This is a genomic window from Pseudomonas cichorii (genome assembly GCF_003700275.1).
GTDB classification, from domain to species: domain Bacteria; phylum Pseudomonadota; class Gammaproteobacteria; order Pseudomonadales; family Pseudomonadaceae; genus Aquipseudomonas; species Aquipseudomonas cichorii_B.
Window position 1 is genome coordinate 137,610 of sequence record NZ_RBRE01000039.1, and the last position, 22,587, is coordinate 160,196.

At 61.0% G+C, this 22,587-nt stretch carries 23 protein-coding genes and 1 riboswitch; of the genes, 17 read left to right on the top strand and 6 right to left on the bottom strand.

Features of this window, described 5'->3' with window-relative positions:
- The first annotated feature begins 29 nt into the window (after positions 1–29).
- The 5 genes from cysM to ALQ04_RS10390 all read left to right on the top strand — a co-directional run bounded on the left by cysM (position 30) and on the right by ALQ04_RS10390 (position 6,163).
- A complete protein-coding gene (cysM, locus tag ALQ04_RS10370) occupies positions 30–932 on the top strand; it encodes a cysteine synthase CysM (protein WP_122315667.1) in 903 nt (300 codons plus the stop codon).
- A complete protein-coding gene (rlmD, locus tag ALQ04_RS10375) occupies positions 932–2,287 on the top strand; it encodes a 23S rRNA (uracil(1939)-C(5))-methyltransferase RlmD (RefSeq protein ID WP_122315668.1) in 1,356 nt (451 codons plus the stop codon). Before cysM ends, rlmD begins: the two co-directional genes overlap by 1 nt.
- Before the next feature lie 157 nt (positions 2,288–2,444).
- Positions 2,445–4,685, top strand: a complete 2,241-nt coding sequence (gene relA, locus ALQ04_RS10380; RefSeq protein WP_122315669.1) for a GTP diphosphokinase — start codon at positions 2,445–2,447, stop codon at positions 4,683–4,685.
- A gap of 74 nt (positions 4,686–4,759) precedes the next feature.
- Positions 4,760–5,593 (top strand): nucleoside triphosphate pyrophosphohydrolase, encoded by an 834-nt coding sequence (gene mazG / locus ALQ04_RS10385; protein ID WP_122315670.1) that lies wholly within the window; start codon positions 4,760–4,762, stop codon positions 5,591–5,593.
- A gap of 30 nt (positions 5,594–5,623) precedes the next feature.
- Positions 5,624–6,163, top strand: coding sequence for a DUF2058 domain-containing protein (locus tag ALQ04_RS10390; protein ID WP_122315671.1), 540 nt, complete (start codon positions 5,624–5,626; stop codon positions 6,161–6,163).
- A 57-nt stretch (positions 6,164–6,220) separates the two neighbouring features.
- On the opposite strand, the gene ALQ04_RS10395 is transcribed toward ALQ04_RS10390, so the two are convergent.
- The 5 genes from ALQ04_RS10395 to ALQ04_RS26715 form a co-directional block, all read right to left on the bottom strand.
- Complete coding sequence (locus tag ALQ04_RS10395; protein ID WP_122315672.1) at positions 6,221–6,400, bottom strand: hypothetical protein; 180 nt, start codon at positions 6,398–6,400, stop codon at positions 6,221–6,223.
- 332 nt (positions 6,401–6,732) lie between these two features.
- Positions 6,733–7,446, bottom strand: a complete 714-nt coding sequence (locus ALQ04_RS10400) for a DUF3108 domain-containing protein (RefSeq protein ID WP_122315673.1) — start codon at positions 7,444–7,446, stop codon at positions 6,733–6,735.
- An 8-nt stretch (positions 7,447–7,454) separates the two neighbouring features.
- Positions 7,455–8,105 (bottom strand): phosphoribosylglycinamide formyltransferase, encoded by a 651-nt coding sequence (gene purN, locus ALQ04_RS10405; protein ID WP_122315674.1) that lies wholly within the window; start codon positions 8,103–8,105, stop codon positions 7,455–7,457.
- On the bottom strand, positions 8,105–9,163 hold the full coding sequence (gene purM / locus ALQ04_RS10410; protein WP_122315675.1) for a phosphoribosylformylglycinamidine cyclo-ligase: 1,059 nt from the start codon (positions 9,161–9,163) through the stop codon (positions 8,105–8,107). Before purM ends, purN begins: the two co-directional genes overlap by 1 nt.
- Positions 9,164–9,291: 128 nt before the next feature.
- Positions 9,292–9,582: a hypothetical protein gene (locus ALQ04_RS26715; RefSeq protein ID WP_147466580.1), complete on the bottom strand. Its 291-nt coding sequence runs from the start codon at positions 9,580–9,582 to the stop codon at positions 9,292–9,294.
- Between the two features lie 54 nt (positions 9,583–9,636).
- Here ALQ04_RS26715 and ALQ04_RS10415 point away from each other — a divergent pair, with 54 nt between their 5' ends.
- The 6 genes from ALQ04_RS10415 to ALQ04_RS10440 all read left to right on the top strand — a co-directional run bounded on the left by ALQ04_RS10415 (position 9,637) and on the right by ALQ04_RS10440 (position 14,854).
- Complete coding sequence (locus tag ALQ04_RS10415; protein WP_122315676.1) at positions 9,637–10,710, top strand: DUF2066 domain-containing protein; 1,074 nt, start codon at positions 9,637–9,639, stop codon at positions 10,708–10,710.
- 48 nt (positions 10,711–10,758) lie between these two features.
- A complete protein-coding gene (locus ALQ04_RS10420; protein WP_122315677.1) occupies positions 10,759–11,832 on the top strand; it encodes an AI-2E family transporter in 1,074 nt (357 codons plus the stop codon).
- A 182-nt stretch (positions 11,833–12,014) separates the two neighbouring features.
- Positions 12,015–12,719, top strand: coding sequence for a DnaA regulatory inactivator Hda (gene hda / locus ALQ04_RS10425; RefSeq protein WP_122315678.1), 705 nt, complete (start codon positions 12,015–12,017; stop codon positions 12,717–12,719).
- On the top strand, positions 12,713–13,477 hold the full coding sequence (locus tag ALQ04_RS10430) for an NAD-dependent deacylase (protein WP_183142151.1): 765 nt from the start codon (positions 12,713–12,715) through the stop codon (positions 13,475–13,477). The genes hda and ALQ04_RS10430 overlap by 7 nt, the downstream gene beginning before the upstream one ends.
- A gap of 75 nt (positions 13,478–13,552) precedes the next feature.
- Complete coding sequence (locus ALQ04_RS10435) at positions 13,553–14,227, top strand: C40 family peptidase (RefSeq protein WP_122315679.1); 675 nt, start codon at positions 13,553–13,555, stop codon at positions 14,225–14,227.
- 84 nt (positions 14,228–14,311) lie between these two features.
- Complete coding sequence (locus ALQ04_RS10440) at positions 14,312–14,854, top strand: C40 family peptidase (protein ID WP_122315680.1); 543 nt, start codon at positions 14,312–14,314, stop codon at positions 14,852–14,854.
- Between the two features lie 72 nt (positions 14,855–14,926).
- Here the strand turns inward: ALQ04_RS10440 and ALQ04_RS10445 are convergent, their stop codons facing one another.
- Complete coding sequence (locus ALQ04_RS10445) at positions 14,927–16,246, bottom strand: sorbosone dehydrogenase family protein (protein WP_122315681.1); 1,320 nt, start codon at positions 16,244–16,246, stop codon at positions 14,927–14,929.
- Between the two features lie 105 nt (positions 16,247–16,351).
- Positions 16,352–16,573: riboswitch (cobalamin riboswitch) on the top strand.
- 92 nt (positions 16,574–16,665) lie between these two features.
- Here ALQ04_RS10445 and cobO point away from each other — a divergent pair.
- Genes cobO through ALQ04_RS10475 form a run of 6 tightly spaced genes read left to right on the top strand, consistent with a single transcriptional unit; the run spans position 16,666 to position 22,586 of the window.
- Positions 16,666–17,277, top strand: coding sequence for a cob(I)yrinic acid a,c-diamide adenosyltransferase (gene cobO / locus ALQ04_RS10450; protein ID WP_122315682.1), 612 nt, complete (start codon positions 16,666–16,668; stop codon positions 17,275–17,277).
- Between the two features lie 10 nt (positions 17,278–17,287).
- Complete coding sequence (locus ALQ04_RS10455; RefSeq protein WP_122315683.1) at positions 17,288–18,583, top strand: cobyrinate a,c-diamide synthase; 1,296 nt, start codon at positions 17,288–17,290, stop codon at positions 18,581–18,583.
- Entirely contained in the window at positions 18,580–19,230 is a 651-nt protein-coding gene (gene bluB, locus ALQ04_RS10460; protein ID WP_122315684.1) for a 5,6-dimethylbenzimidazole synthase, read from the top strand. The genes ALQ04_RS10455 and bluB overlap by 4 nt, the downstream gene beginning before the upstream one ends.
- The gene (gene cbiB, locus ALQ04_RS10465; protein ID WP_122315685.1) at positions 19,227–20,135 is read left to right on the top strand and encodes an adenosylcobinamide-phosphate synthase CbiB; all 909 of its coding nucleotides are present in this window, start codon (positions 19,227–19,229) and stop codon (positions 20,133–20,135) included. The genes bluB and cbiB overlap by 4 nt, the downstream gene beginning before the upstream one ends.
- A complete protein-coding gene (cobD, locus tag ALQ04_RS10470) occupies positions 20,128–21,129 on the top strand; it encodes a threonine-phosphate decarboxylase CobD (RefSeq protein WP_122315686.1) in 1,002 nt (333 codons plus the stop codon). The genes cbiB and cobD overlap by 8 nt, the downstream gene beginning before the upstream one ends.
- The gene (locus tag ALQ04_RS10475) at positions 21,126–22,586 is read left to right on the top strand and encodes a cobyric acid synthase (protein ID WP_122315687.1); all 1,461 of its coding nucleotides are present in this window, start codon (positions 21,126–21,128) and stop codon (positions 22,584–22,586) included. Before cobD ends, ALQ04_RS10475 begins: the two co-directional genes overlap by 4 nt.
- The last annotated feature ends 1 nt before the right edge of the window (position 22,587 follow it).

Here is a 22,587-nt window from a genome sequence, read left to right on the forward strand (position 1 = left end):
ACCCCCGCAGTCTGGATCGCGAATACGCCATGACCTTGCAGTATCAAACCATTGCCGATTGCGTCGGCAACACCCCGCTTGTGCGCCTGCAACGCATCGCGGGCAATACCAGCAATACCCTCCTGCTCAAGCTCGAAGGTAACAACCCGGCTGGCTCGGTAAAAGACCGCCCGGCGCTGTCGATGATTACCCGCGCCGAATTGCGCGGCCAGATCCAGGCGGGTGACACACTGATCGAAGCGACGTCCGGCAATACCGGTATCGCCCTGGCCATGGCTGCGGCGATCAAGGGTTACCGGATGATCCTGATCATGCCGGACAACTCCAGTGCCGAGCGCAAGGCGGCGATGACCGCCTATGGCGCAGAGCTGATTCTGGTCAGCAAGGAGGAGGGCATGGAAGGCGCCCGAGACCTGGCTGAACGCATGCAGGCCGAAGGCCGTGGCAAGGTGCTCGATCAATTCGCCAACGGTGACAATCCCGAAGCGCATTACACCAGCACCGGTCCGGAAATCTGGCAGCAGACCGGCGGCACCATTACCCATTTCGTCAGTTCCATGGGCACCACGGGGACCATCATGGGCACCTCGCGCTACCTCAAGGAGCAGAACCCGGACGTGCAGATCGTCGGTCTGCAACCGATGGAAGGCGCGGCGATTCCCGGGATCCGCCGCTGGCCGCATGAATACCTGCCGCGTATCTATCAGGCCGATCGTATTGATCGGATCATCGACATGGCTCAGCTTGAGGCCGAAGACACCATGCGTCGACTGGCCCGTGAAGAAGGCATCTTCTGTGGTGTCTCTTCCGGTGGCGCGGTTGCCGGCATGCTGCGTCTGTCCCGTGAAGTCGAAAATGCGGTCATGGTCGCTATCATCTGTGACCGGGGCGACCGTTATCTGTCGACCGGCGTCTACGACGCGCCCAACTGATGGCCAAGCAACCAAGAGGGCTACGCTTCCAACCCGCTGGAGGCGTCAAGGCCGCGCAGATCCCTGCAGGCAAGAAACAGCGGCTGACGATCGAACGCCTGTCCAGCGACGGACGCGGCATCGCTTTTCTCGACGGCAAGACCTGGTTCGTGGCCGGCAGCCTGGCCGGTGAAGAGGTCGAGGCGCGGGTGCTCAATGCCCACGGCAAGATTGTCGAGGCGCGTACCGAGCGAGTGTTGCAGGCCAGTGCCATGCGCCGTTCGCCCGCCTGCGAGCATTTTGGCCGTTGTGGCGGCTGCAGTGTCCAGCATGTGCCCCACGACGAACAGCTTGCCCTGAAACAGCGCATGCTCGCCGAGCAGTTGCAGCGGGTCGCCAATGTCGAGCCGCAGGAATGGGCAGTTCCGCTTTTCGGTTCCGAACTGGCCTACCGCAGGCGCGCGCGCGTTGCCGTGCGCTGGGATTCAAAGGCCCGGCAACTGGCGGTGGGCTTCCGTGCGGCAGCCAGCCAGGACATCGTCAACATCAAGCATTGCCCGGTGCTGGTACAGGCCTTGCAACCGATCATGACGCAGTTGCCCGAGCTATTGAAAAGCTTCAGTAAACCGCAGACGCTGGGTCACGTTGAGTTGTTCAGCGGTTCGTCGATTGCCGTGTTGCTGCGGCATGTCGCGCCTCTGGCCGATGCCGATCTGATTGCCTTGCAGGCGTTCTGTGACAGGCACGAGGCGCAACTCTGGCTGCACGGTGAAGGCGAGCCGCAACCGGCAGATCCGACCCGCAGCCTGGGCTATGATCTGGAACCCTGGAACCTGCAACTGGCCTGGCGGCCGGGAGATTTCATCCAGGTCAACGCGGCGGTGAATACCGCGATGATCGAGCAGGCCTTGCAGTGGCTGGCTCCGCAGAATGACGAGCGGGTGATGGACCTGTTCTGTGGCCTGGGCAACTTTGCCTTGCCGCTGGCAGGGATCGCCAAGCAAGTGGTTGCGGTCGAAGGGGTTGCGACCATGGTCGAGCGTGCCTCTGCCAATGCAATGAGTAATGATCTGCACAATGTAGAGTTTTTTCAGGCGGATCTTTCCCAGCCGCTGACGCAAGCAAACTGGGCCGCTGATGGATTTTCTGCGGTACTCTTGGACCCACCGCGCGACGGAGCTTTGGAAGTGGTGCGCCAGATTGGAAAGTCAGGCGCCAAACGGTTGGTTTATGTTTCATGCAACCCGGCAACTTTGGCTCGCGATACGGTCGAATTGGTCAATCAGGGCTACCGATTAAAACGTGCCGGAATTCTCGATATGTTTCCCCAGACGGCCCATGTCGAGGCGATGGCTTTATTTGAAGCGAGTAAGTGAGCAGCGGTTCATTGGATCGAGTCAGCTGCTGACAGGGAATCTCGTTTAATCCGACTGGCCCGCGAATGCCGGTCCTTGCTTGCCCGGCAAGTGGCATTCGCTTAGAAGGCTGGCGACTGATGGCGCTATTCATCGCGCCTTAGGGAAGGTAAGCAGCATGGTACAGGTGAGAGCGCACCAGCCGATAAACACAGACGGCAGTATCAACCTCGACGCATGGCTCGACCATATTGTCAGCGTCGATCTGGTCCTTGACCGGGAGGCCATGAAAGCGGCCTGCGAATTTGCCCGGCAAGCCGAGCAGAAGGACAAGGCTTTAAAGAATCACTGGGCAGACGGTACTTCCAGTTTCCAGACCGGTCTGGAAATCGCGGAAATCCTGGCTGACCTCAAGCTCGATCAGGACTCGCTGATTGCAGCGGTCATTTACCGGGGCGTGCGCGAAGGCGTGATTCCCTTGCAGGATGTCGAACTGCACTTTGGGCCGACGGTCGCCAAGCTGATCGATGGCGTGCTGCGCATGGCGGCGATCAGTGCCAGCCTCAGCCCGCGCCAGTCTCTGGTGTTGGGCAGTCAGGCGCAGGTGGAAAACCTGCGCAAGATGCTGGTGGCGATGGTCGATGACGTGCGCGTGGCGCTGATCAAGCTGGCCGAACGTACCTGCGCGATTCGTGCGGTCAAGAATGCCGACGACGAAAAGCGCAACCGTGTGGCCCGCGAAGTCTTCGATATCTATGCCCCGCTGGCGCATCGCCTGGGTATCGGTCATATCAAGTGGGAGCTGGAAGACCTGTCTTTCCGCTACCTGGAGCCTGACCAATACAAACAGATCGCCAAGCTGTTGCACGAGCGGCGCCTGGATCGCGAGCGCTTCATCAGCGATGTTATGTCGCAACTGGAAAACGAGCTGCTGGCTACCGGCGTCAAGGCCGATATCAGCGGCCGTGCCAAGCACATCTACTCCATCTGGCGCAAAATGCAGCGCAAGGGTCTGGCGTTCAGCCAGATCTACGACGTGCGTGCGGTGCGGGTGCTGGTTCCGGAAATGCGCGACTGCTATACCGCGCTGGGGATCGTGCATACCTTGTGGCGGCACATTCCCAAGGAGTTCGACGACTACATCGCCAACCCCAAGGAAAACGGTTATCGCTCGCTGCACACTGCCGTTATCGGGCCGGAAGGCAAGGTACTGGAAGTGCAGATCCGCACCCATTCGATGCACGAGGAAGCCGAGCTGGGTGTTTGCGCACACTGGCGCTACAAGGGCACCGACGTCAAATCCGGCTCCAATCACTACGAAGAGAAAATCTCCTGGCTGCGTCAGGTGCTCGAGTGGCATGAAGAGCTGGGCGACATCGGTGGTCTGGCGGAGCAGCTGCGGGTCGATATCGAGCCGGATCGTGTCTACGTCTTTACCCCGGACGGTCACGCTATCGACTTGCCCAAGGGCTCGACGCCACTGGACTTCGCTTATCGGGTACACACCGAAATCGGCCACAACTGCCGTGGCGCGAAGATCAATGGCCGGATCGTGCCGCTCAACTACAGCCTGCAGACCGGTGAGCAGGTCGAGATCATCACCAGCAAGCACGGCACCCCAAGCCGCGACTGGCTGAACTCGAACCTGGGCTACATCACCACTTCCAGGGCGCGGGCCAAGATTGTCCACTGGTTCAAGTTGCAGGCCCGGGACCAGAACGTTGCGGCGGGCAAAACCTTGTTCGAGCGCGAGCTGGCCCGTCTGGCCTTGTCGCTGGTCGATTTTGAAAAACTCGCGGAAAAGGCCAACCACAAGACCGCCGAAGACATGTTCGCGGCGCTTGGCGCGGGCGACCTGCGTCTGGCGCAACTGGTCAATCTGGCCCAGCAGCAGGTCGAGCCGGAGCGTATCAACGATGTCGAACTGATTCCCCGCAAGGCCACCGGTTACAAGCCGGGCAAGCGCGGCGATATCCAGATCCAGGGCGTCGGCAACCTGATGACGCAAATGGCTGGCTGCTGCCAGCCGCTGCCTGGCGATGCGATTGTCGGTTATATCACCCAGGGCCGCGGCGTGAGCATTCACCGTCAGGATTGCGCCTCGGTGCTGCAACTGGGCGGCCGCGAACCCGAGCGGATCATCCAGGTCAGCTGGGGGCCGGTGCCGGTACTCACCTATCCGGTGGACATCATCATCCGCGCCTACGACCGCTCCGGTCTGCTGCGTGATGTCACCCAGGTCCTGCTCAACGAGCGGATCAACGTTCTGGCGGTCAACACCCGCTCGAACAAGGAAGACAACACCGCGTTGATGTCGCTGACCATCGAGATTCCGGGTCTGGATGCGCTGGGGCGGCTGCTGGGAAGAATTGCCCAGTTGCCGAACATCATCGAGACGCGGCGCAACAGAACGCCCTGATAATGTCTTCGCGAATGAATTCGCTCCTGCCGCAGGAGCGGATTTAGCCGCGAAGGCTCCAGACTGGATCACCCATGTATTCAATCAACGATCTGCTCAATCTCATGGCCCGGCTGCGTGATCCGCAGTACGGGTGTCCGTGGGATCTGCAGCAGACTTACGCCAGTATCGTGCCGCATACGCTGGAAGAGGCCTACGAAGTGGCGGATGCCATCGAGCATGGCGATTTCGAGCATCTTCCCGGCGAGTTGGGTGACTTGCTGTTTCAGGTGGTCTTCTACGCCCAGTTGGCGAAGGAAGAGGGCCGTTTCGAGTTCGACGGGGTTGTGGACGGTATCGTCCGCAAACTGTTGCGTCGTCATCCCCATGTGTTCCCGACCGGCGAGCTGTATGCGCCGCTGGAGACGCCGCGCCTGAGCGACGAGCAGGTCAACCGGCGCTGGGAGGAGATCAAGGCTCAGGAGCGCGCCGAGAAGTCTGGAGCGCCCGAGCAGCTTTCCTTGCTCGACGATGTGCCCACGGCGCTGCCTGCCTTGTCACGGGCGAGCAAGCTGCAAAAGCGCGCCGCGCAGGTCGGTTTCGACTGGCCCGCGGCCTTGCCGGTGGTCGACAAGGTTCGTGAAGAGCTGGATGAAGTGCTCGAAGCCATGGCCGAAAACGATGCCGAAGGCATGGCCGAGGAAATCGGCGATTTGCTGTTCGTGGTCGTCAATCTGGCACGGCATCTTAAAGTTGACCCGGAAACTGCGCTACGCTCGGCCAATGGCAAGTTCGACCGGCGCTTCCGATTTATTGAACAGGCATTGCGCCAGACCGGGCGTCCCATCGAAGATTGCACTCTCGAAGAAATGGACGCTCTGTGGGGCGAAGCCAAACGTCAGGAAAAGAACGCGCCCAGCTGTGGCTGAGCGTGTGGTATCTGCATAAGCGAGTAGACAATGAGCCTTTCCCTTCGCGACCAGTTGCTCAAGGCAGGTCTGGTCAACCAAAAGCAGGCCAAGCAGGTCGGCAAAGACAAGCAGAAAGAACAGCGTCTGGCGCACAAGGGCCAGATCCAGATCGACGACTCGCAAAAACGTGCGGCCCAGGACGCCATGGCCGAAAAGGCCAAGCGCGATCAGGAGCTCAATCGTCAGCAGCAGGAGAAGGTCGAGGCCAAGGCCCGCACCGCGCAGATCAAGCAACTGATCGAAGTCTCGCGCCTGCCCAAGCTGACCACCGAGGACTACTACAACTTCGTCGATGACAAGAAGGTCAAGCGCATCTCGGTCAACGCCCTGGTGCGTAACAAGCTGAGCAGTGGTTCGCTGGCCATCGTGCATCATGGCGGCGGTTACGAGATCATCCCGCGTGAAGCAGCCCTGAAGATCCAGGAGCGTGATCCGCGCCGTATCGTATTGCTCAACACCCCGACCGAAGCGCCGGATGCCGATGATCCGTATGCGGCCTATCAGGTGCCTGACGACCTGATGTGGTAAGGCTTCATCAAACAAAACAAAACCCGCTCAAGGCGGGTTTTGTTTTGTTGCGGATTCTTAATGAGTGCGCTGGCTTTCCTGCTCTTCCAGTTCCGCCTTGTAGCTATAGGCGTCCGACTCTACGTGAAACATCCCGACCAACTGGTCCTGTTGGTAGACGTCCCAGATCTGAATGCCGTCGGCAACAGCTTCATGGGAAAGGTGGGCTTCGTCGCGCTCAGTAACTTTTACGGTCATATTGATAAACTCCTGACTCTAAAAAACTGCGGCGATGTGTCGCAGGACTCTTTTATAGAATCGGTTCGCTTGCTAAGTAAACAGGCAGTTTTTGCGCGACAGGCCCATTGAACTTTTTGCGTGGCTGGAGGCTTTGAATGGCGGGGCTTTCAGGTTTTTCGCGGGGTAGATGAAGGATTCTTCATGAAGGGGTTCGCGAAGGAATTGGCTCCTGTGGAGGGAAGCCAAACAAGGTTTGTTGGAGGCAGCTTGCTGGCGAAAAGACCTGAGAACCGACAGATATTCTGCGTCTGTCCGTTAAAGTCGCCAGCAAGCTGCCTCCCACAAAAGGCTTAGCTGCCTTTCACTGCCTTGCCGTTGACGGTGCCGTCCAACAGCATGATGTTGTATTCCTTGCCGTCGGTTTCAACCTGTTGCAGGCGGACCAGCAGGTAGTCCCAGTCCTTGGCGAACCACAGGACGGTGGTGCGCTTGCTTTGCGTCGGATCACGTACGCGCTCGACCTTGATCGCATCGACCTGGCCAGCCTTGGTGGCGACTTTTTCCGAACCCAGCACGCGGAAGTCATAAGTATCCACTTCGTCACCATCGACGACCTGATAGCTCATGCTCTTCTTGCCGGCAGCCACGTCATGTTGCAGCGCCAGTTGATAGGTGGACTTGTCGAGAACGCCACGGTTGAGCGGCAGCTTGATCGCGTCGCCACGGTCGCTGCCGGTCACGAACTTGGTGTTCCAGTCGAAGGCCAGATCAACCTTCTTGGACTTGCCCAGGCCGCTGCGCTCGAAGTTGTAGGTCTGTGGCAGCAGCACGTCCTTGTCGATCTTCAGCGTGCTGACTTCGGTCAGGCTGGCGATCATCATCGATGCCTTGAAGTTGAGGGTCCAGGTGCCGTTGGCGCCTGCCTCGAGACTGCGTTCGGCCGTACCGCTCATGGGAAGCTGCTTCCAGTCGGCGGTGTAGCTTGCGGAGAAGGGTTGAAGATCTGCTGCATGTGCCGCAGGCAGTGCGAACAGAGCGAAAGCGAAGAGCAGTGCACGACGCATGGTGTCTCCTAGTCTTGAATCAAGTGACCGGTAGGCGGAAGTAGCTTGCCATCCAGTAGTGAACCTTTATCGCCAAGACGCAACCGGCCTTCGGCGAACCAGCGTATGGCCAACGGGTAGATACGGTGTTCCTGTACGTGGACTCGTTGCGCAAGTGTGGCTGGCGAGTCTTGCAACTCTACCGAAATCACAGCCTGTACGACCAGTGGTCCGCCATCGAGTTCCTCGGTGACGAAATGCACACTGCAGCCGTGCTCGCTATCCCCGGCTTCCAGAGCCCGTTGATGGGTATGTAAACCTTTGTAACGAGGCAGCAGGGAAGGGTGGATATTGAGCAGGCGACCCTGATAGTGGCGCACGAAGTCCGCAGTCAGGATGCGCATGAATCCGGCCAGTACCACCAGCTGTGGCTGGAAGGTGTCGATCAGTTGCATCAGGGCGCTGTCGAAGGCCTCGCGGCCTTCGTAGGCCTTGTGATCCAGGACGCAGGCTTCGATACCTGCGTCCCTGGCGCGTTGCAGACCGAACGCATCGTCCCGGTTGGAAATGACGGCCCGGATCCGGACGGGGCTGGCCCCGTCCTTGAAGCTGTCGATCATGGCTTGCAGGTTGCCACCGGTGCCGGAAAGCAGCACCACGACATCACAGGTGGCAGACATCAATGGGCCTTGAGGTTCTTCAGCTCGACTTGTGCTGCGCCTTCGGCGGCGGTGGCGATCTGGCCGATGACCCAAGGTTGCTCGCCAGCTTCGCGCAGTACGTTCAGGGCCGTTTCAACGTGCTTCTGGGCAACACAGATCACCATGCCGACGCCGCAGTTCAGCACGCGGTGCATTTCGTTTTCTTCCACGTTGCCTTGCTGTTGCAGCCAGTCGAAAACCGCAGGACGCTGCCAGCTGGCGACGTCGACCACTGCCTGCGCGCCTTTTGGCAGTACACGCGGGATGTTGTCCAGCAGGCCGCCACCGGTGATGTGGGCCATGGCCTTGACCGCGCCGGTTTCCTTGATGAGCTTGAGCAGCGGCTTGACGTAGATGCGGGTTGGCGCCATCAGCAGGTCGGTCAGTGGCTGGCCGTCGAGCTGGATGCTTTCGATATCGGCACCGGCAACTTCGATGATCTTGCGGATCAGTGAGTAGCCATTGGAGTGCGGGCCGGAAGACGGCAGGGCAAGCAGTGCATCACCGGCAGCGACTTTCGAGCCGTCAATGATTTCGGCCTTTTCCACCACGCCGACGCAGAAACCGGCCAGGTCGTAGTCTTCGCCTTCGTACATGCCCGGCATTTCGGCGGTTTCACCACCTACCAGCGAGCAGCCTGCCAGCTCGCAGCCGGCACCGATGCCGGTCACGACCTGGGCGGCGGTGTCGACGTTGAGCTTGCCGGTGGCGTAGTAGTCGAGGAAGAACAGCGGCTCTGCGCCACAGACCACCAGATCGTTGACGCACATGGCGACCAGGTCGATGCCGATGCTGTCGTGCTTGTTCAGGTTCAGGGCCAGGCGCAGCTTGGTGCCGACGCCGTCGGTGCCGGAAACCAGAACCGGTTGCTTGTAGCCGGCCGGGATTTCGCAAAGGGCGCCGAAACCTCCCAGGCCGCCCATGACTTCCGGACGCTTGGTGCGCTTGGCGACGCTCTTGATGCGTTCGACCAATGCTTCACCGGCGTCGATGTCTACACCGGCGTCTTTGTAGCTCAGGGAGGGTTGCTTGCTCATAAAAATCCAGGCCTTTAGGGGGGATTCGGGGGTATCGACCGCTGCGGCGGGGCCAGTTCAAGGCAGCGCTTTCGCGCAGTGCCGTTTCGGCCACCACCATCGCCAGTCTGCGAAGGCGCGCGATTTTATCAGGCTTGCTGCGCATGAGCCATCCTTGGGCCGACGGGCAGGGCGCTATCAGGCAAAAATAAAATCCGGGTCGCCCATATAAACAAGCTTTCAGATTGTGTGAAAGCGTAGCGAGCGAAGGTCAGGCAGGCGAAAGCAGGCGAGGAACGGTCGGAGTCGCGCTCGACTTTACGTGTTGTAAATGAGCATTCTGAGCCTGCTTTCAACGCAGCATGATCGAGCGCAGTAGTTTTCACGCAGTCTGGGTAATTTAATGTGAATGATTGGCAAGGACCTGCTGTCTCAGGCATGTTGAACACCTTTACACGGTTTTCAATACCGTTTTTTCCGTTCGGGAACTGTCCATGCGTTTTTCTAGATTCCTTTTCGTCGGCTGCCTGTCCCTGTTCAGCCTGCCCGGCCTTGCCGAGACCGTCAGCAATTTGTATCAGGTCCGCGAGCCGGTCAGCGGCCAGTCGCCCGAGGAGCGTACCCGCGCCACTCAAGCTGCTCTTGAAACACTGGTCGTGCGCCTGACCGGCGATGCCAAGGCCGCGCAAGGTTCGGCACTGGCCGGCCTGCGCAAGGACCCGCAACAGATCATCAGCCAGTACGGCTATGAAGCCGGCCCGCCGGAGACGCTGCTGGTGGATTTCGATCCGGGCACCACCGAGCGTTCCCTGCGTCAGGCCGGTCTGGCGATCTGGGGCAGCAATCGTCCGTCGATTCTGGGCTGGTGGCTGCTCGATTCCACTGAAGGCTCCAATCTGGTCGGCGATGGCCAGGCCTCTGCCGAACCCCTGCGGCGTGCCGCCCAGCATCGCGGCCTGCCATTGCGCCTGCCGCTGGCTGACTTGAGCGAGCAGGGTGTTGGCACCGCGAAAAACCTTGAAGGCACCGATGCCACGCCATTGAAGGAAGCTTCCGAGCGCTATGGCGCCGACGCGATCCTGGCCGTGCATGCCCGTGAAGAAGCCGGGCAGTGGCAAGGCAAGTGGCGGCTGTGGCTGGGCGATCAGCGCGAACAGGGCACGGCTACCGGCGCCAACTCCGAGGCGCTGGCCGATGCGGTTCTATTGGCAGTCAGCCAGCGACTGGCGCCACGCTTCGTCGCCAAGCCGGGCGCGGCCAGCGGTCTGGTGGTGCAAGTGCAGGGCATGACTCTGGAGCGTTATGCGCAACTGCTGAATCTGCTCGAACCCCTGGGTGGTCGGCTCCAGTCGGTCGAGGCTGACCGGGTGACTTTTGAGGTCATGAGCAGCGCCGATCAGCTACGCTCGCAATTGTCCCTGGCCAAATTGCAGGAAGTGCCAGCCAGCGAGGCGGCCGCCGCTGTACCGCCGCCGGCCGCGCCGGTCGATGCCGCTGCGACCCCGGCACCTGCCGCTACGCCATTGACTGTGCCGGTGTCCGCGCCGCAACTGTATTTCCGCTGGTAGTCCGGCAAGGGTGCCGGATTACGTTTTCATTTGGGGTTGGGGTCATTGATGACTGATACAAGGCGTTGGTTGTTGTTTGGCGGGATTGCCCTGCTGGCTGCGTTCATCTTTCTGCTGCATCCGATTCTGATGCCGTTCCTGGTCGCGCTGTTGCTGGCCTACATGGGCGATCCGCTGGTGGATCGCCTGGAAAGGCTCGGCATGTCGAGAACCCTGGGCGTGGTGGCGGTCTTCGGGCTGTTCACCCTGGTGCTGATGGCGCTGCTGCTGGTGCTGGTGCCGATGCTGGCCAAGCAGTTGTTTCGTCTGTACGAGCTGGCGCCGCAGATTCTCGACTGGCTGCAACACACGGCGCTGCCGTGGGTGCAGGCCAAGTTCGGTCTGTCTGAAGGTTTCTGGAAGTTCGACAAGCTCAAGACCGCGCTTTCCGAACACATGGGGCAGGCGGGCGATATCGTCAGTGTGGTGCTGTCGCAAGCTACCGCTTCAAGCCTGGCGCTGATCGGCTGGCTGACCAATCTGGTGCTGATCCCGGTGGTGTGCTTCTACCTGCTGCGCGATTGGGACCTGATGATGGGCAAGACCCGCAATCTGCTGCCGCGCCATCGCGAAGAGCAGGTCGTGAAGCTTGCCGGTGAATGTCATGAAGTACTGGGTGCGTTCATTCGTGGCCAGTTGCTGGTGATGGTCGGCCTGGGCGTGATCTACGCGGCCGGCCTGATGCTGGTCGGCCTGGAGCTTGGGCTGTTGATCGGCGTGATTGCCGGGCTGGCGGCCATCGTGCCTTATATGGGGTTTGTGATCGGCATTGGCGCGGCGCTGGTTGCCGGCCTGTTCCAGTTCGGCGGCGAGTTGTATCCGATGCTGGGGATCGTCGCGGTGTTCATGATCGGTCAGATGCTCGAAGGCATGGTGCTCACGCCATTGCTGGTGGGCGACCGGATCGGTCTGCATCCGGTGGCGGTGATCTTTGCGATCCTTGCGGGTGGCGAGTTGTTCGGCTTTACCGGAATTCTGCTGGCGCTGCCGGTCGCCGCGGTGATCATGGTGCTGGTGCGCCATATCCATGAGCTATATAAAGGCTCTGAAATCTACAGCGGCATGGAAGACCCTGATCTATAGAAGGTTGATACAGGTCCGAATCTGTCGCTCGCCCACCGGACAATCCAGAGATTTGCGCTGCCAAAGCGCAAGTCTTTGATTTTGCTTGGGGTATGGCGCATTGTGCCGTCGCCGCCACGGGTATAAACTTTGCGCACTTTACCAGAGGCCCTTAACGGTTCGCCTGAACCGTGTCAGCCAGCATGAAACCGATTCAGTTGCCCCTGAGTGTTCGTCTGCGCGATGACGCCACTTTCATCAATTACTATCCCGGCGCCAACGCTGCGGCACTCGGCTATGTCGAGCGACTGTGCGAGGCCGACGCGGGGTGGACGGAAAGCCTGATCTATCTGTGGGGCAAGGATGGCGTAGGTCGCACGCATTTGCTGCAGGCGGCGTGCCTGCGTTTCGAGCAGATGGGCGAGCCTTCTGTCTATCTGCCGCTGGCTGAAGTGATTGATGAAGGGGTTGAGCTGTTCGATCACCTTGAGCAGTACGAACTGGTTTGCCTGGACGACCTGCAAGCGGTTGTCGGCAAGCCGGAGTGGGAAGAAGCCCTGTTTCACCTGTTCAACCGTCTGCGTGACAGCGGACGTCGCCTGCTGATCGCGGCCTCCAAGTCGCCGCGTGAGTTGCCGGTCAAGCTGCCTGATCTCAAGTCCCGGCTGACCATGGCCCTGGTTTTCCAGATGCGTCCGTTGTCCGATGAAGACAAGCTGCGTGCCCTGCAACTGCGCGCTTCACGGCGCGGCCTGCACCTGACCGATGAAGTCGGGCATTTCATCCTGACGCGCGGCACGCGCAGCATGAGCGCCCTGTTCGAGTTGCTTGAGCGTCTGGATCAGGCCTCTCTCCAGGAAAAGCGCAAGCTGACCATTCCCTTCCTCAAGGAAACCCTCGGTTGGTAGATCAGGCCTTGCTGATGCAGACGGCGGCAGCCTTGCGCCATGCTCAGCGAATCCTGGTGATTACCGGTGCCGGGCTTTCCGCCGATTCGGGGCTGCCGACCTATCGTGGCGTCGGCGGGCTGTACAACGGCAAGACCGATGATGGCCTGCCGATCGAAGTGGCCCTGTCGGGGCCGATGCTGCGGCGCGATCCTGAACTCTGCTGGAAGTACATCGCCGAACTGGGCAAGGCCTGTCTCGGCGGTCAGCCCAACGCTGCGCATTACGCCATCGCTCAATTGCAGAGAATCAAGCCCGAGTGTTGGGTCCTGACCCAGAACGTCGATGGCTATCATCGTGCGGCGGGCAGTCCACCGGAACGTCTGATCGAAATTCACGGGCAGATGGCTCCGCTGTTTTGCCAGTCATGCGCTGCACAAGACCTGCACTTGAGTGAACATCTGCAGCGTCCGTTGCCGCCGTTGTGCCGGATCTGTAGTGGCGTTATGCGACCGTCCGTCGTGCTATTTCAGGAGATGCTGCCGGAGAAAGCTTTAGAAACACTCTATGAAGAGATGGCTAAAGGCTTCGATGCGGTGTTGAGTATCGGCACCACCGCCAGCTTCCCCTATATCCACGAACCTGTGCTGCGCACCCGTGTTTCCGGGGGCTTTACCGCAGAAATCAATCCGGCGCCGACCGATCACAGTGCGCAGATGGACGTTTTTCTGCAGTGCCGAGCGGCACATGTCATGGAAAAACTGATAAGTCACATCTGACTCGATTGAATTTGCAAATCGTATGGATAGCGGGCATAGTCTCGCCTTCTTAGAAGTCCAGCCACGGTCGTGCCCATGCAAGTAGTTCGCTTCGCACCCCTCGTGCCACTCGCACTCGTTACTTTTTTGTTTGGTTGCTCTGCCAATTTACCGGTTCAAGAGCAGCAACCGCAGTATCAGAGTTCCAACAATTCGCAGTCTGCAGCCCGTCGTGCCGACGCCGCCGTATTGCAGCAGGAACTGGCCAGCGAAGAAGAGCTGGCCGGTTTTGCCGATAACAAGCCTTACCAGTTGCCGGTTCTGGCCGACAGCATTCTGGAGCGTGGCAAGTCGCTGATCGGTACTCGCTATCGTTTCGGCGGTTCCTCGACTACTTCAGGGTTCGATTGCAGCGGCTTCATCGGTTATCTGTTTCGTGAAGAGGCCGGCATGAGCCTGCCACGCTCGACTCGCGAAATGATCAACGTCGATGCACCTCTGGTTGCGCGCAATGACCTCAAGCCAGGCGATCTGCTGTTTTTCAGCACCCGTGGCCGTGGTCGTGTAAGCCATGCAGCGATTTATCTGGGTGACGATCAGTTCATCCATTCCAGCAGCCGCCGCAGCGGTGGTGTGCGCATCGACAGCCTCGATGACGCCTACTGGAGCAAGACCTTCATCGAAGCCAAGCGTGCCCTGGCAATGGCTCCTTCCGCAGAGCCTGTCCAGACCACTGCGATGACATCGACTACAATCAAGCGCCATAAATGATAAATACGCAGACAGGCATCAGCCTGTCTGCTTTTTCAGGTTCTCGGCAGCGTAAGGCCGCATCCAGATCAGGTTGTCGTGGTTATGTCGATTACGTTACGTCTGGCGGTCATTTCCCTCGCCGTGTTGCTGGGTGCTTGTGCCAGCTCACCGCCTCCTCAGCCTCGGGTCGTTCAGCGTCCGACGGTTTATGCTCCCCCGCAGGTTCTCTCCCAGGCTGCCGAAGACGTGCTGTTCCGTGCGCTCGGGCTGGTTGGTACGCCTTATCGCTGGGGCGGCAACACGCCTGATTCAGGGTTCGATTGCAGCGGTTTGATCGGCTATGTCTATCGCGATGCGGCCGGTATCTCGTTGCCGCGCTCTACCCGCGACATGATTGTGATGGGCGCGCCGAATGTCGGGCGTGAACAACTGCAGTCCGGTGATCTGGTGTTCTTCGCCACTTCTGGCGGCTCGCAGGTTTCCCACGCGGGGATTTATGTCGGAGAAGGGCGCTTCGTGCACGCACCGGCAACCGGTGGCACGGTGAAGCTGGACAGTCTCGACAAGCCGTATTGGCAAAAGGCCTATCTCAACGCCAAGCGCGTGATCCAGCCCTCGAATCTGGCGCAGAATATCCAGCAGTAATCACCACTCTGCAGGAGTGAATTCATTCGCGAACCAGCTTCGCGGATGAATCCGCTCCCACAGGTGAGATGCTTACTTCACTGACGTCACCCGCCAGATCTTGTTGCCCACATCATCAGCCACCAACAGCCCGCCATGCTGGTCATTGACCACGCCTACCGGGCGGCCCTGGGCTTTTTCATCCTTGCTCAGGAAACCGCTCAGCACGTCGATCGGGGCACCGTTGGGTTTGCCGCCGCTGAACGGAATGAACACCACTTTATAGCCGCTGTGTGGCTTGCGGTTCCATGAACCGTGCTGGCCGATGAACAGGCCTTCGTTGAACGGTGCCGCAAGGGTCTTGCCGTCGGCGAAGACCAGACCCAGCGATGCAGTGTGCGGGCCGACCGCGTAATCGGGAGCGATGGCCTTGGCGACCAGTTCCGGGTTCTGCGGTTTGACCCGCTCATCCACATGCTGGCCATAGTAGCTATAGGGCCAGCCATAGAAACCGCCATCCTGTACCGAGGTGACGTAGTCCGGTACCAGGTCGCTGCCGATCTCGTCACGCTCGTTGACCGCCGTCCACAACTTGCCGGTATCAGGTTCCCAGTCCATGCCGTTGGGATTGCGCAGGCCCGAGGCGAAAATCCGGTGTTTGCCGCTCGCGGCATCCACTTCCCAGATCGCCGCACGACCCTGTTCCTGATCCATGCCGTTTTCGCCCACGTTGCTGTTGGAGCCGACCGTCACGTACAGCTTGCTGCCGTCCTTGCTGGCAATCACGTTCTTGGTCCAGTGGTGATTGAGCGTCCCGCCGGGCAGGTCGACCACCTTGGTCGGCTGGGCGCTGATGGCGGTCTGGCCAGTCTCATAGGGGAAGCTGATCAGACGGTCGGTATCGGCCACATACAGCTTGTTGCCCACCAGGGTCATGCCGAATGGCGAGTTGAGGTTTTCCAGGAAAGCCGTGCGTGTCTCGGCAATGCCGTCGTGGTCTGCATCGCGCAGCAGGCTGATACGGTTGGCGCTGGGCACGCCGGCACCGGCGCGGCTCATGATTTTATCGGCGATCCAGCCGCGCACGCCTTTGGAGTCGTCAGGCTTGGGCGGTGAGTTGGTTTCCGCGACCAGCACGTCGCCATTGGGCAGCACATACAGCCAGCGCGGGTGATCCAGGCCTTCGGCAAACGCCGCAACCTGAGTGCCCGGCGCGGCGACCGGTTTGGCATTCTTTTCCCAGCCCACGGCGGGGGCGATGTTGACGGTAGGGATCAGGGTCTTGTTCGGCTCCGGCAGCCTGGGTGACGGGCCGGTACCGTCTGCAACCTGCAGGGTCGATGATTCGCCGCAGGCAGCAAGGCCTCCTGCAACCAGAAGCAGCAGGGCAAGCCGTGGTCTGAGTGTGAACATGCCGATCTCCATAGCGGTCAGTGGTCAGTCAAAGGATAGGAGACACCTGAATTGCCGAGGTTCAATCCTGTTGTGTCGATTGACGCTCCCAGCCCAACCCTCTACCCTTCGCGGTTTGTTTCAGGTGCTTTGCAATCCTTGATTGGCAGAGTGAAACAGGGAAGCCGGTGAGGAGGGCGATAACTCCGATCCCGGCGCTGCCCCCGCAACGGTAAATGAGTCAAGTCTGCGCTGGATGCCACTGTGTTTTTACTCACGGGAAGGCGCGCAGATCAGGCAGATGCCTGCTCATGAGCCCGGAGACCGGCCTGATCCACTCAACAAGCATCACGGCGGGCGATGCTCTGCGCAGGGCCTTGCCGTGCTGTCCAGTGCTGTCCTTCCGTCTGCTTTCGCGTGCCCTCAAGCGGAGAGCTGAGATGAACGAATCCCCCGAACGTGACGAACGTCATCTGGCGCGTATGCAGCGCAAGAAGGCGGTAATGGACGAGCGTATTGCCAGCTCACCCAATGAATGTGGCCTGCTGCTGGTCCTGACCGGCAATGGCAAGGGCAAGAGCAGCTCGGCATTCGGCATGCTGGCCCGTGCCATGGGCCATGACATGCAGTGCGGCGTGGTGCAGTTCATCAAGGGCCGCAACAGCACCGGTGAAGAACTGTTCTTCCGGCGTTTTCCCGAGCAGGTGCGTTATCACGTGATGGGCGAAGGCTTCACCTGGGAAACCCAGGACCGTCAGCGCGATATCGCGGCCGCCGAAGCCGCCTGGGAAGTGTCCCGGGAAATGCTTCGTGACCCGAGCATCGGTCTGGTGATCCTTGATGAGCTGAACATCGCTCTCAAGCACGGTTATCTGGATCTGGAGCAAGTGTTGAGCGACCTGCAGGCCCGTCCGCCCATGCAGCATGTGGTGGTGACCGGGCGTGGCGCCAAACCCGAATTGATCGACCTGTCCGATACCGTTTCCGAGATCGGCGTGGTCAAGCATGCGTTCCAGGCCGGCATTCGTGCGCAAAAAGGCATTGAGTTGTGAGTAACCCTGTATGAGAGCGCCGCGTCATTGCCCGGCAGTATTGATTGCCGCGCCCGCCTCCGGGCAGGGCAAGACCACGGTCACCGCTGCGCTGGCACGCCTGCACCGCAATCAGGGCCGCAAGGTCCGGGTATTCAAGTGCGGGCCTGACTTTCTGGACCCGATGATTCTGGAGCGCGCCAGCGGTGCGCCGGTCTATCAGCTGGATCTGTGGATGGTGGGCGCCGACGAAAGCCGTCGCCTGCTGTGGGAAGCTGCCGATGAGGCGGACCTGATCCTGATCGAGGGAGTGATGGGCCTGTTCGACGGCACGCCATCGAGTGCCGATCTGGCCCGCCACTTTGGCGTGCCGGTGCTGGGCGTGATCGATGGCACCGCCATGGCCCAGACTTTCGGCGCCCTGGCGCTGGGGCTGGCGCGTTATCAGCCGGATCTGCCGTTTGCCGGGGTGCTGGCCAACCGGGTTGGCACCGTGCGTCACGCGCAGTTGCTGGAAGGCAGCCTTACTGAAGGCTTGCGCTGGTACGGCGCGCTGTCCCGGGAAACCGGTATCGAATTGCCAAGCCGGCATCTGGGGTTGGTGCAGGCCAGCGAACTGAACGATCTGGACCTGCGGCTGGATGCGGCTGCCGAGGCGCTGGCCAGCACCTGCGAAGTGGCCTTGCCGCCAGCGGTGACCTTCAATGCGCCGGACCCGGTGTCCGTCGAGCGCAGTCTGGCCGGGGTGCGCATTGCCGTGGCCCGTGACGAAGCCTTTGCCTTTGCCTATGGCGCGAGCCTTGACCTGCTGCGGGCCATGGGCGCTGAACTGTCGTTCTTCTCGCCGATCCGCGATAGCCGGTTGCCCGAGGCCGACAGCCTGTATCTGCCCGGTGGCTATCCCGAGTTGCACCATGTCGCCCTGAGCGAAAACGTTTCGATGCTGACGGCAATTCGTGCCCATCATCAGGCCGACAAGCCGATTCTGGCCGAATGCGGCGGCATGCTGTATCTGCTCGATGCCCTGACCGATGTCGAAGGCCAGCGTGCAGCACTGGTGGGCCTGCTGAGCGGCGAGGCGGTGATGCAAAAGCGTCTGGCGGCACTCGCTCTGCAAGCGGTGGAGTTGCCTGAAGGCTTGCTGCGCGGGCACACCTATCACCATTCTTTGACCAGCACCGATTTACAACCGATTGCCCGTGGCGTCAGCCCCAATGGCGGGCGAGGTGCCGAGGCGGTGTATCGCGATGGACGCCTGACGGCTTCCTACGTGCACTTCTATTTCCCTTCCAGTCCCCAGGCGATTGCGGCGCTGTTCAAACCATGACCGACCAGGCGTTCAATCCCCAGGAGCGGGCTGCGGTGTATCGGGCGATTGCCGAGCGGCGCGACATGCGCCACTTCAGTGGCGGCAGCGTGGCGCCGGAACTGCTCGCACGCTTGCTCGAAGCCGCTCATCAGGCGCCCAGTGTCGGCCTGATGCAGCCCTGGCGTTTCATCCGCATCAGCGACCCGGCGTTGCGGGCGCAGATGCAGCAGCAGGTGGAAGCGGAGCGGGTGCGTACCGCTGAAGCGCTGGGCGAGCGTGCCGATGAGTTCATGAAGCTCAAGGTCGAAGGCATCAGCGATTGCGCCGAAGTGCTGGTAGCAGCGCTGATGGACGACCGCGAGAAGCATATTTTCGGCAGGCGGACCTTGCCGGAAATGGACATGGCTTCCTTGTCCTGTGCGATCCAGAACCTGTGGCTGGCTTCGCGGGCCGAAGGGCTGGGCATGGGCTGGGTATCGCTGTTCGATCCGGTTGAGCTGGCCTGCCTGCTGGGCATGCCTGAAGGCGCCAAGCCGCTGGCGATTCTGTGCCTGGGACCGGTCGAGGAATTTTACCCGGCACCGATGCTGGTGCTGGAAGGTTGGGCGCAGGCGCGGCCACTCAATGAATTGCTGTACGAAAACCAATGGGGAGTGAGTCCATGAGTGTGGCGCTGTTGAGCGTTGCCGCAGTGGCGCTGGATGCGTTGCTTGGCGAGCCGAAACGCTCACATCCGCTGGTAGCGTTCGGTCGTCTGGCCGACCGGATCGAACAGCGTTTCAATTCCGGCGGTCGCGGCTGGCGCAGCCACGGCGTCACGGCCTGGTTTCTGGCGGTAGTGCCCTTGACCCTGCTGGCTACCATTCTGAGCTGGCTGCCTTATGTCGGCTGGCTGGTGGAAATCCTCGCGCTGTATTGCGCGCTGGGCATGCGCAGCCTTGGCGAACATGTACAGCCGGTGGCCCAGGCCCTGCGCTCTGGCAATCTGGAAGAAGCGCGGCGGCGCGTCGGGTATCTGGTCAGTCGCCAGACTACCGAACTGGACGAAACCGAAGTCGCCCGGGCGGCCACCGAATCGGTGCTGGAAAACGGCAGCGATGCAGTGTTTGCCGCGCTGTTCTGGTTTGCCGTGGCTGGTGCCCCGGGCGTGGTGTTGTATCGCCTGAGCAATACGCTGGACGCCATGTGGGGCTATCGCAACGAACGCTTCGAGCGTTTCGGCTGGGCCGCGGCAAGAATCGACGATCTGCTCAATTACATTCCGGCACGTCTGGTGGCATTGACCTACGCGGTGCTGGGCAAGACCCGATTGGCCTTGCGCTGCTGGCGTACTCAAGGCCCAACCTGGGACAGCCCCAATGCCGGGCCGGTGATGGCTGCAGGTGCAGGCGCGCTGGGTGTTGAACTGGGTGGTGCAGCGATCTATCACGGCGAAGTGCATCAGCGTCCGCAACTGGGCGAAGGCGCAGCGGCCGATGCCGACTCGATCGATCGTGGCTGGCAACTGGTGCAGCGTGGCGTCTGGTTGTGGTTGCTGGTTCTCTGTATCGGAGCCGAATTCTATGCTTGAGCACGGTGGTCGCCTGCGCGCCGCAGCGCAGCATTACGCTATCGAGCGGGCCGACTGGCTCGACCTGTCGACCGGCATTGCGCCCTGGGCGTGGCCGATTCCCGAGATTGCGCCGCAAGCCTGGGCGCGTTTGCCGGAAACCGACGATGGTCTGGAAGCCGCGGCCTGCGCCTATTACGGCGTGCCTCATCTGTTGCCGGTGCCCGGCTCGCAGGCGGCAATCCAGGCGTTGCCACGGATACGCAGTGCGTGCCGGGTCGGGGTCTTGTCGCCGTGCTATGCCGAGCACGCTCATGCCTGGCGCAAGAGCGGATTTCTGGTACGCGAAGTGCGCGAGCATGAAGTGGAACACTTCCTCGACAGTCTCGACGTGCTGGTCGTGGTCAACCCGAACAATCCCACCGGCCTGCACCTGACCACACAGCGTTTGCTGGAATGGCATGCCCGGCTGGTCGAGCGCGGTGGCTGGCTGGTGGTCGATGAAGCGTTCATGGACAACACGCCGGGCCTGAGCCTTGCGGCTGAAAGCTGGCGTACCGGCCTGATCGTGTTGCGTTCGTTCGGCAAGTTCTTCGGTCTGGCCGGTGTACGACTGGGCTTTGTGCTGGCTGAAACGGGCCTGCTCAAGTCGCTGGCAGCGGAAATCGGCCCGTGGGCGGTCAGCGGGCCGACACGGATTCTGGGCCAGGTGTGCCTGGAAGACCGTGCCGGTCATGCCCGGCAACGCGTGCGCTGCGAACAGGCCAGCCAGCGTCTGGCGACCCTGCTGGGCAATCACGGCCTGAGTCCGCAGGGCGGCTGTGCGCTGTTCCAGTGGGTAGTTAGCGGACAGGCGCCAGCCCTTTATGAGTTTTGTGCGCGGCGCGGTGTGTTGCTGCGCCTGTTCGCAGATGAAGGTTCGGGCGCCAGCCTGCGCTTTGGCCTGCCTTGTGACGAAGCCGATTGGCTGCGCCTGGAAAATGTACTGCTGGAATACCGCAAGGAACACCCATGACCACATTGATGGTGCAAGGCACGACTTCCGATGCCGGCAAGAGCACGCTGGTGACGGCTTTGTGTCGCTGGCTGACCCGGCAGGGCATCAAGGTGGTGCCGTTCAAGCCGCAGAACATGGCGCTCAACAGCGCGGTGACGGCCGACGGCGGGGAAATCGGTCGCGCCCAGGCGGTACAGGCCCAGGCTTGCGGGCTGGAACCGCATACCGACATGAATCCGGTGCTGCTCAAACCCAACAGCGATACCGGCGCGCAGGTCATCATTCATGGCCGCGCCGTCACCACCATGAATGCGGTGGCGTATCACGGCTATAAAGAGATCGCCATGCAGGCGGTGCTGGCGTCGCATCAGCGCTTGGGTGAGACGTATCCGGTGATCATGGTCGAAGGCGCCGGTTCGCCCGCAGAGATCAACCTGCGCGCCAACGACATCGCCAACATGGGCTTTGCCGAAGCGGTGGACTGCCCGGTGTTGCTGGTTGCCGATATCAACCGCGGCGGGGTGTTCGCGCATCTGGTCGGGACGCTGGAGTTGCTGTCGCCCAGCGAGCAGGCGCGGATCAGGGGTTTTGTGATCAACCGGTTTCGTGGCGACATTGCACTGCTGCAACCCGGCCTGGACTGGCTTGAGCAACGCACCGGCAAGCCGGTGGTGGGCGTATTGCCGTATGTGATGGACTTGCATCTGGAGGCCGAGGATGGCCTGGATCAACGCCAGACCGACAAGGTCGAGCAGGTGCTCAATGTCGTGGTGCCGGTCCTGCCGCGCATCAGCAACCATACTGATTTCGATCCGCTGCGCCTGCATCCGCAGGTCAACCTGCAGTTCATCGGCCCCGGCCAGCCGGTACCTCCCGCTGACCTGATCATCCTGCCGGGCTCGAAAAGCGTGCGCAGCGACCTGACTTATCTGCGCGCCAATGGCTGGGACACGGCGATTGCCCGGCACCTGCGTTATGGCGGCAAGCTGCTGGGCATTTGCGGCGGCCTGCAGATGCTGGGTGAGCAGTTGCACGATCCGCTGGGTCTTGAAGGCGCGGCGGGTTCCAGCCCTGGCCTTGGGCTGCTGCCGATGAGCACGGTGCTGGAAGCCGAGAAACAGTTGCGCAATGTGCGCGGGCGCCTGGCGCTGGAAGATGCCGCAGTCAGCGGCTATGAAATCCATGCCGGTGTGACCAGCGGCGCAGCACTGGAAAATGCCGCCGTGCATCTGGACGATGGTCGTTGTGACGGCGCGCAAAGCCTTGACGGGCAGATTTTCGGCACTTACCTGCATGGTCTGTTCGAGTCGCCTGCGGCCTGTAGCGCATTGCTGCGCTGGGCGGGTTTGCACGATGTGCAACAGGTCGATTATCACGCGCTGCGCGAGCGGGATATCGAGCGTCTGGCCGATCTGGTGGAAAAGCATCTGGATGGCCCGTTGCTGCGCGAGCTGTGCGGCCTGGAGGCGCGTTGAA

Bases quoted from the DNA above. Each gene is read 5' to 3' on its own strand.
- ALQ04_RS10455 (WP_122315683.1), top strand. From the start codon at position 17,288: ATGAGAGCGCCGCGTCATTGCCCGGCAGTATTGATTGCCGCGCCCGCC.
- cbiB (WP_122315685.1), top strand. From the start codon at position 19,227: ATGAGTGTGGCGCTGTTGAGCGTTGCCGCAGTGGCGCTGGATGCGTTG.
- ALQ04_RS10400 (WP_122315673.1), bottom strand. From the start codon at position 7,446: ATGCGTCGTGCACTGCTCTTCGCTTTCGCTCTGTTCGCACTGCCTGCG.
- ALQ04_RS10435 (WP_122315679.1), top strand. From the start codon at position 13,553: ATGCAAGTAGTTCGCTTCGCACCCCTCGTGCCACTCGCACTCGTTACT.
- ALQ04_RS10475 (WP_122315687.1), top strand. From the start codon at position 21,126: ATGACCACATTGATGGTGCAAGGCACGACTTCCGATGCCGGCAAGAGC.
- ALQ04_RS10440 (WP_122315680.1), top strand. From the start codon at position 14,312: ATGTCGATTACGTTACGTCTGGCGGTCATTTCCCTCGCCGTGTTGCTG.
- hda (WP_122315678.1), top strand. From the start codon at position 12,015: ATGAAACCGATTCAGTTGCCCCTGAGTGTTCGTCTGCGCGATGACGCC.
- purM (WP_122315675.1), bottom strand. From the start codon at position 9,163: ATGAGCAAGCAACCCTCCCTGAGCTACAAAGACGCCGGTGTAGACATC.
- relA (WP_122315669.1), top strand. From the start codon at position 2,445: ATGGTACAGGTGAGAGCGCACCAGCCGATAAACACAGACGGCAGTATC.
- bluB (WP_122315684.1), top strand. From the start codon at position 18,580: ATGACCGACCAGGCGTTCAATCCCCAGGAGCGGGCTGCGGTGTATCGG.
- cobO (WP_122315682.1), top strand. From the start codon at position 16,666: ATGAACGAATCCCCCGAACGTGACGAACGTCATCTGGCGCGTATGCAG.
- mazG (WP_122315670.1), top strand. From the start codon at position 4,760: ATGTATTCAATCAACGATCTGCTCAATCTCATGGCCCGGCTGCGTGAT.
- ALQ04_RS10420 (WP_122315677.1), top strand. From the start codon at position 10,759: ATGACTGATACAAGGCGTTGGTTGTTGTTTGGCGGGATTGCCCTGCTG.
- rlmD (WP_122315668.1), top strand. From the start codon at position 932: ATGGCCAAGCAACCAAGAGGGCTACGCTTCCAACCCGCTGGAGGCGTC.
- ALQ04_RS10415 (WP_122315676.1), top strand. From the start codon at position 9,637: ATGCGTTTTTCTAGATTCCTTTTCGTCGGCTGCCTGTCCCTGTTCAGC.
- ALQ04_RS26715 (WP_147466580.1), bottom strand. From the start codon at position 9,582: ATGCCTGAGACAGCAGGTCCTTGCCAATCATTCACATTAAATTACCCA.
- cysM (WP_122315667.1), top strand. From the start codon at position 30: ATGACCTTGCAGTATCAAACCATTGCCGATTGCGTCGGCAACACCCCG.
- cobD (WP_122315686.1), top strand. From the start codon at position 20,128: ATGCTTGAGCACGGTGGTCGCCTGCGCGCCGCAGCGCAGCATTACGCT.
- purN (WP_122315674.1), bottom strand. From the start codon at position 8,105: ATGTCTGCCACCTGTGATGTCGTGGTGCTGCTTTCCGGCACCGGTGGC.
- ALQ04_RS10395 (WP_122315672.1), bottom strand. From the start codon at position 6,400: ATGACCGTAAAAGTTACTGAGCGCGACGAAGCCCACCTTTCCCATGAA.
- ALQ04_RS10390 (WP_122315671.1), top strand. From the start codon at position 5,624: ATGAGCCTTTCCCTTCGCGACCAGTTGCTCAAGGCAGGTCTGGTCAAC.
- ALQ04_RS10445 (WP_122315681.1), bottom strand. From the start codon at position 16,246: ATGTTCACACTCAGACCACGGCTTGCCCTGCTGCTTCTGGTTGCAGGA.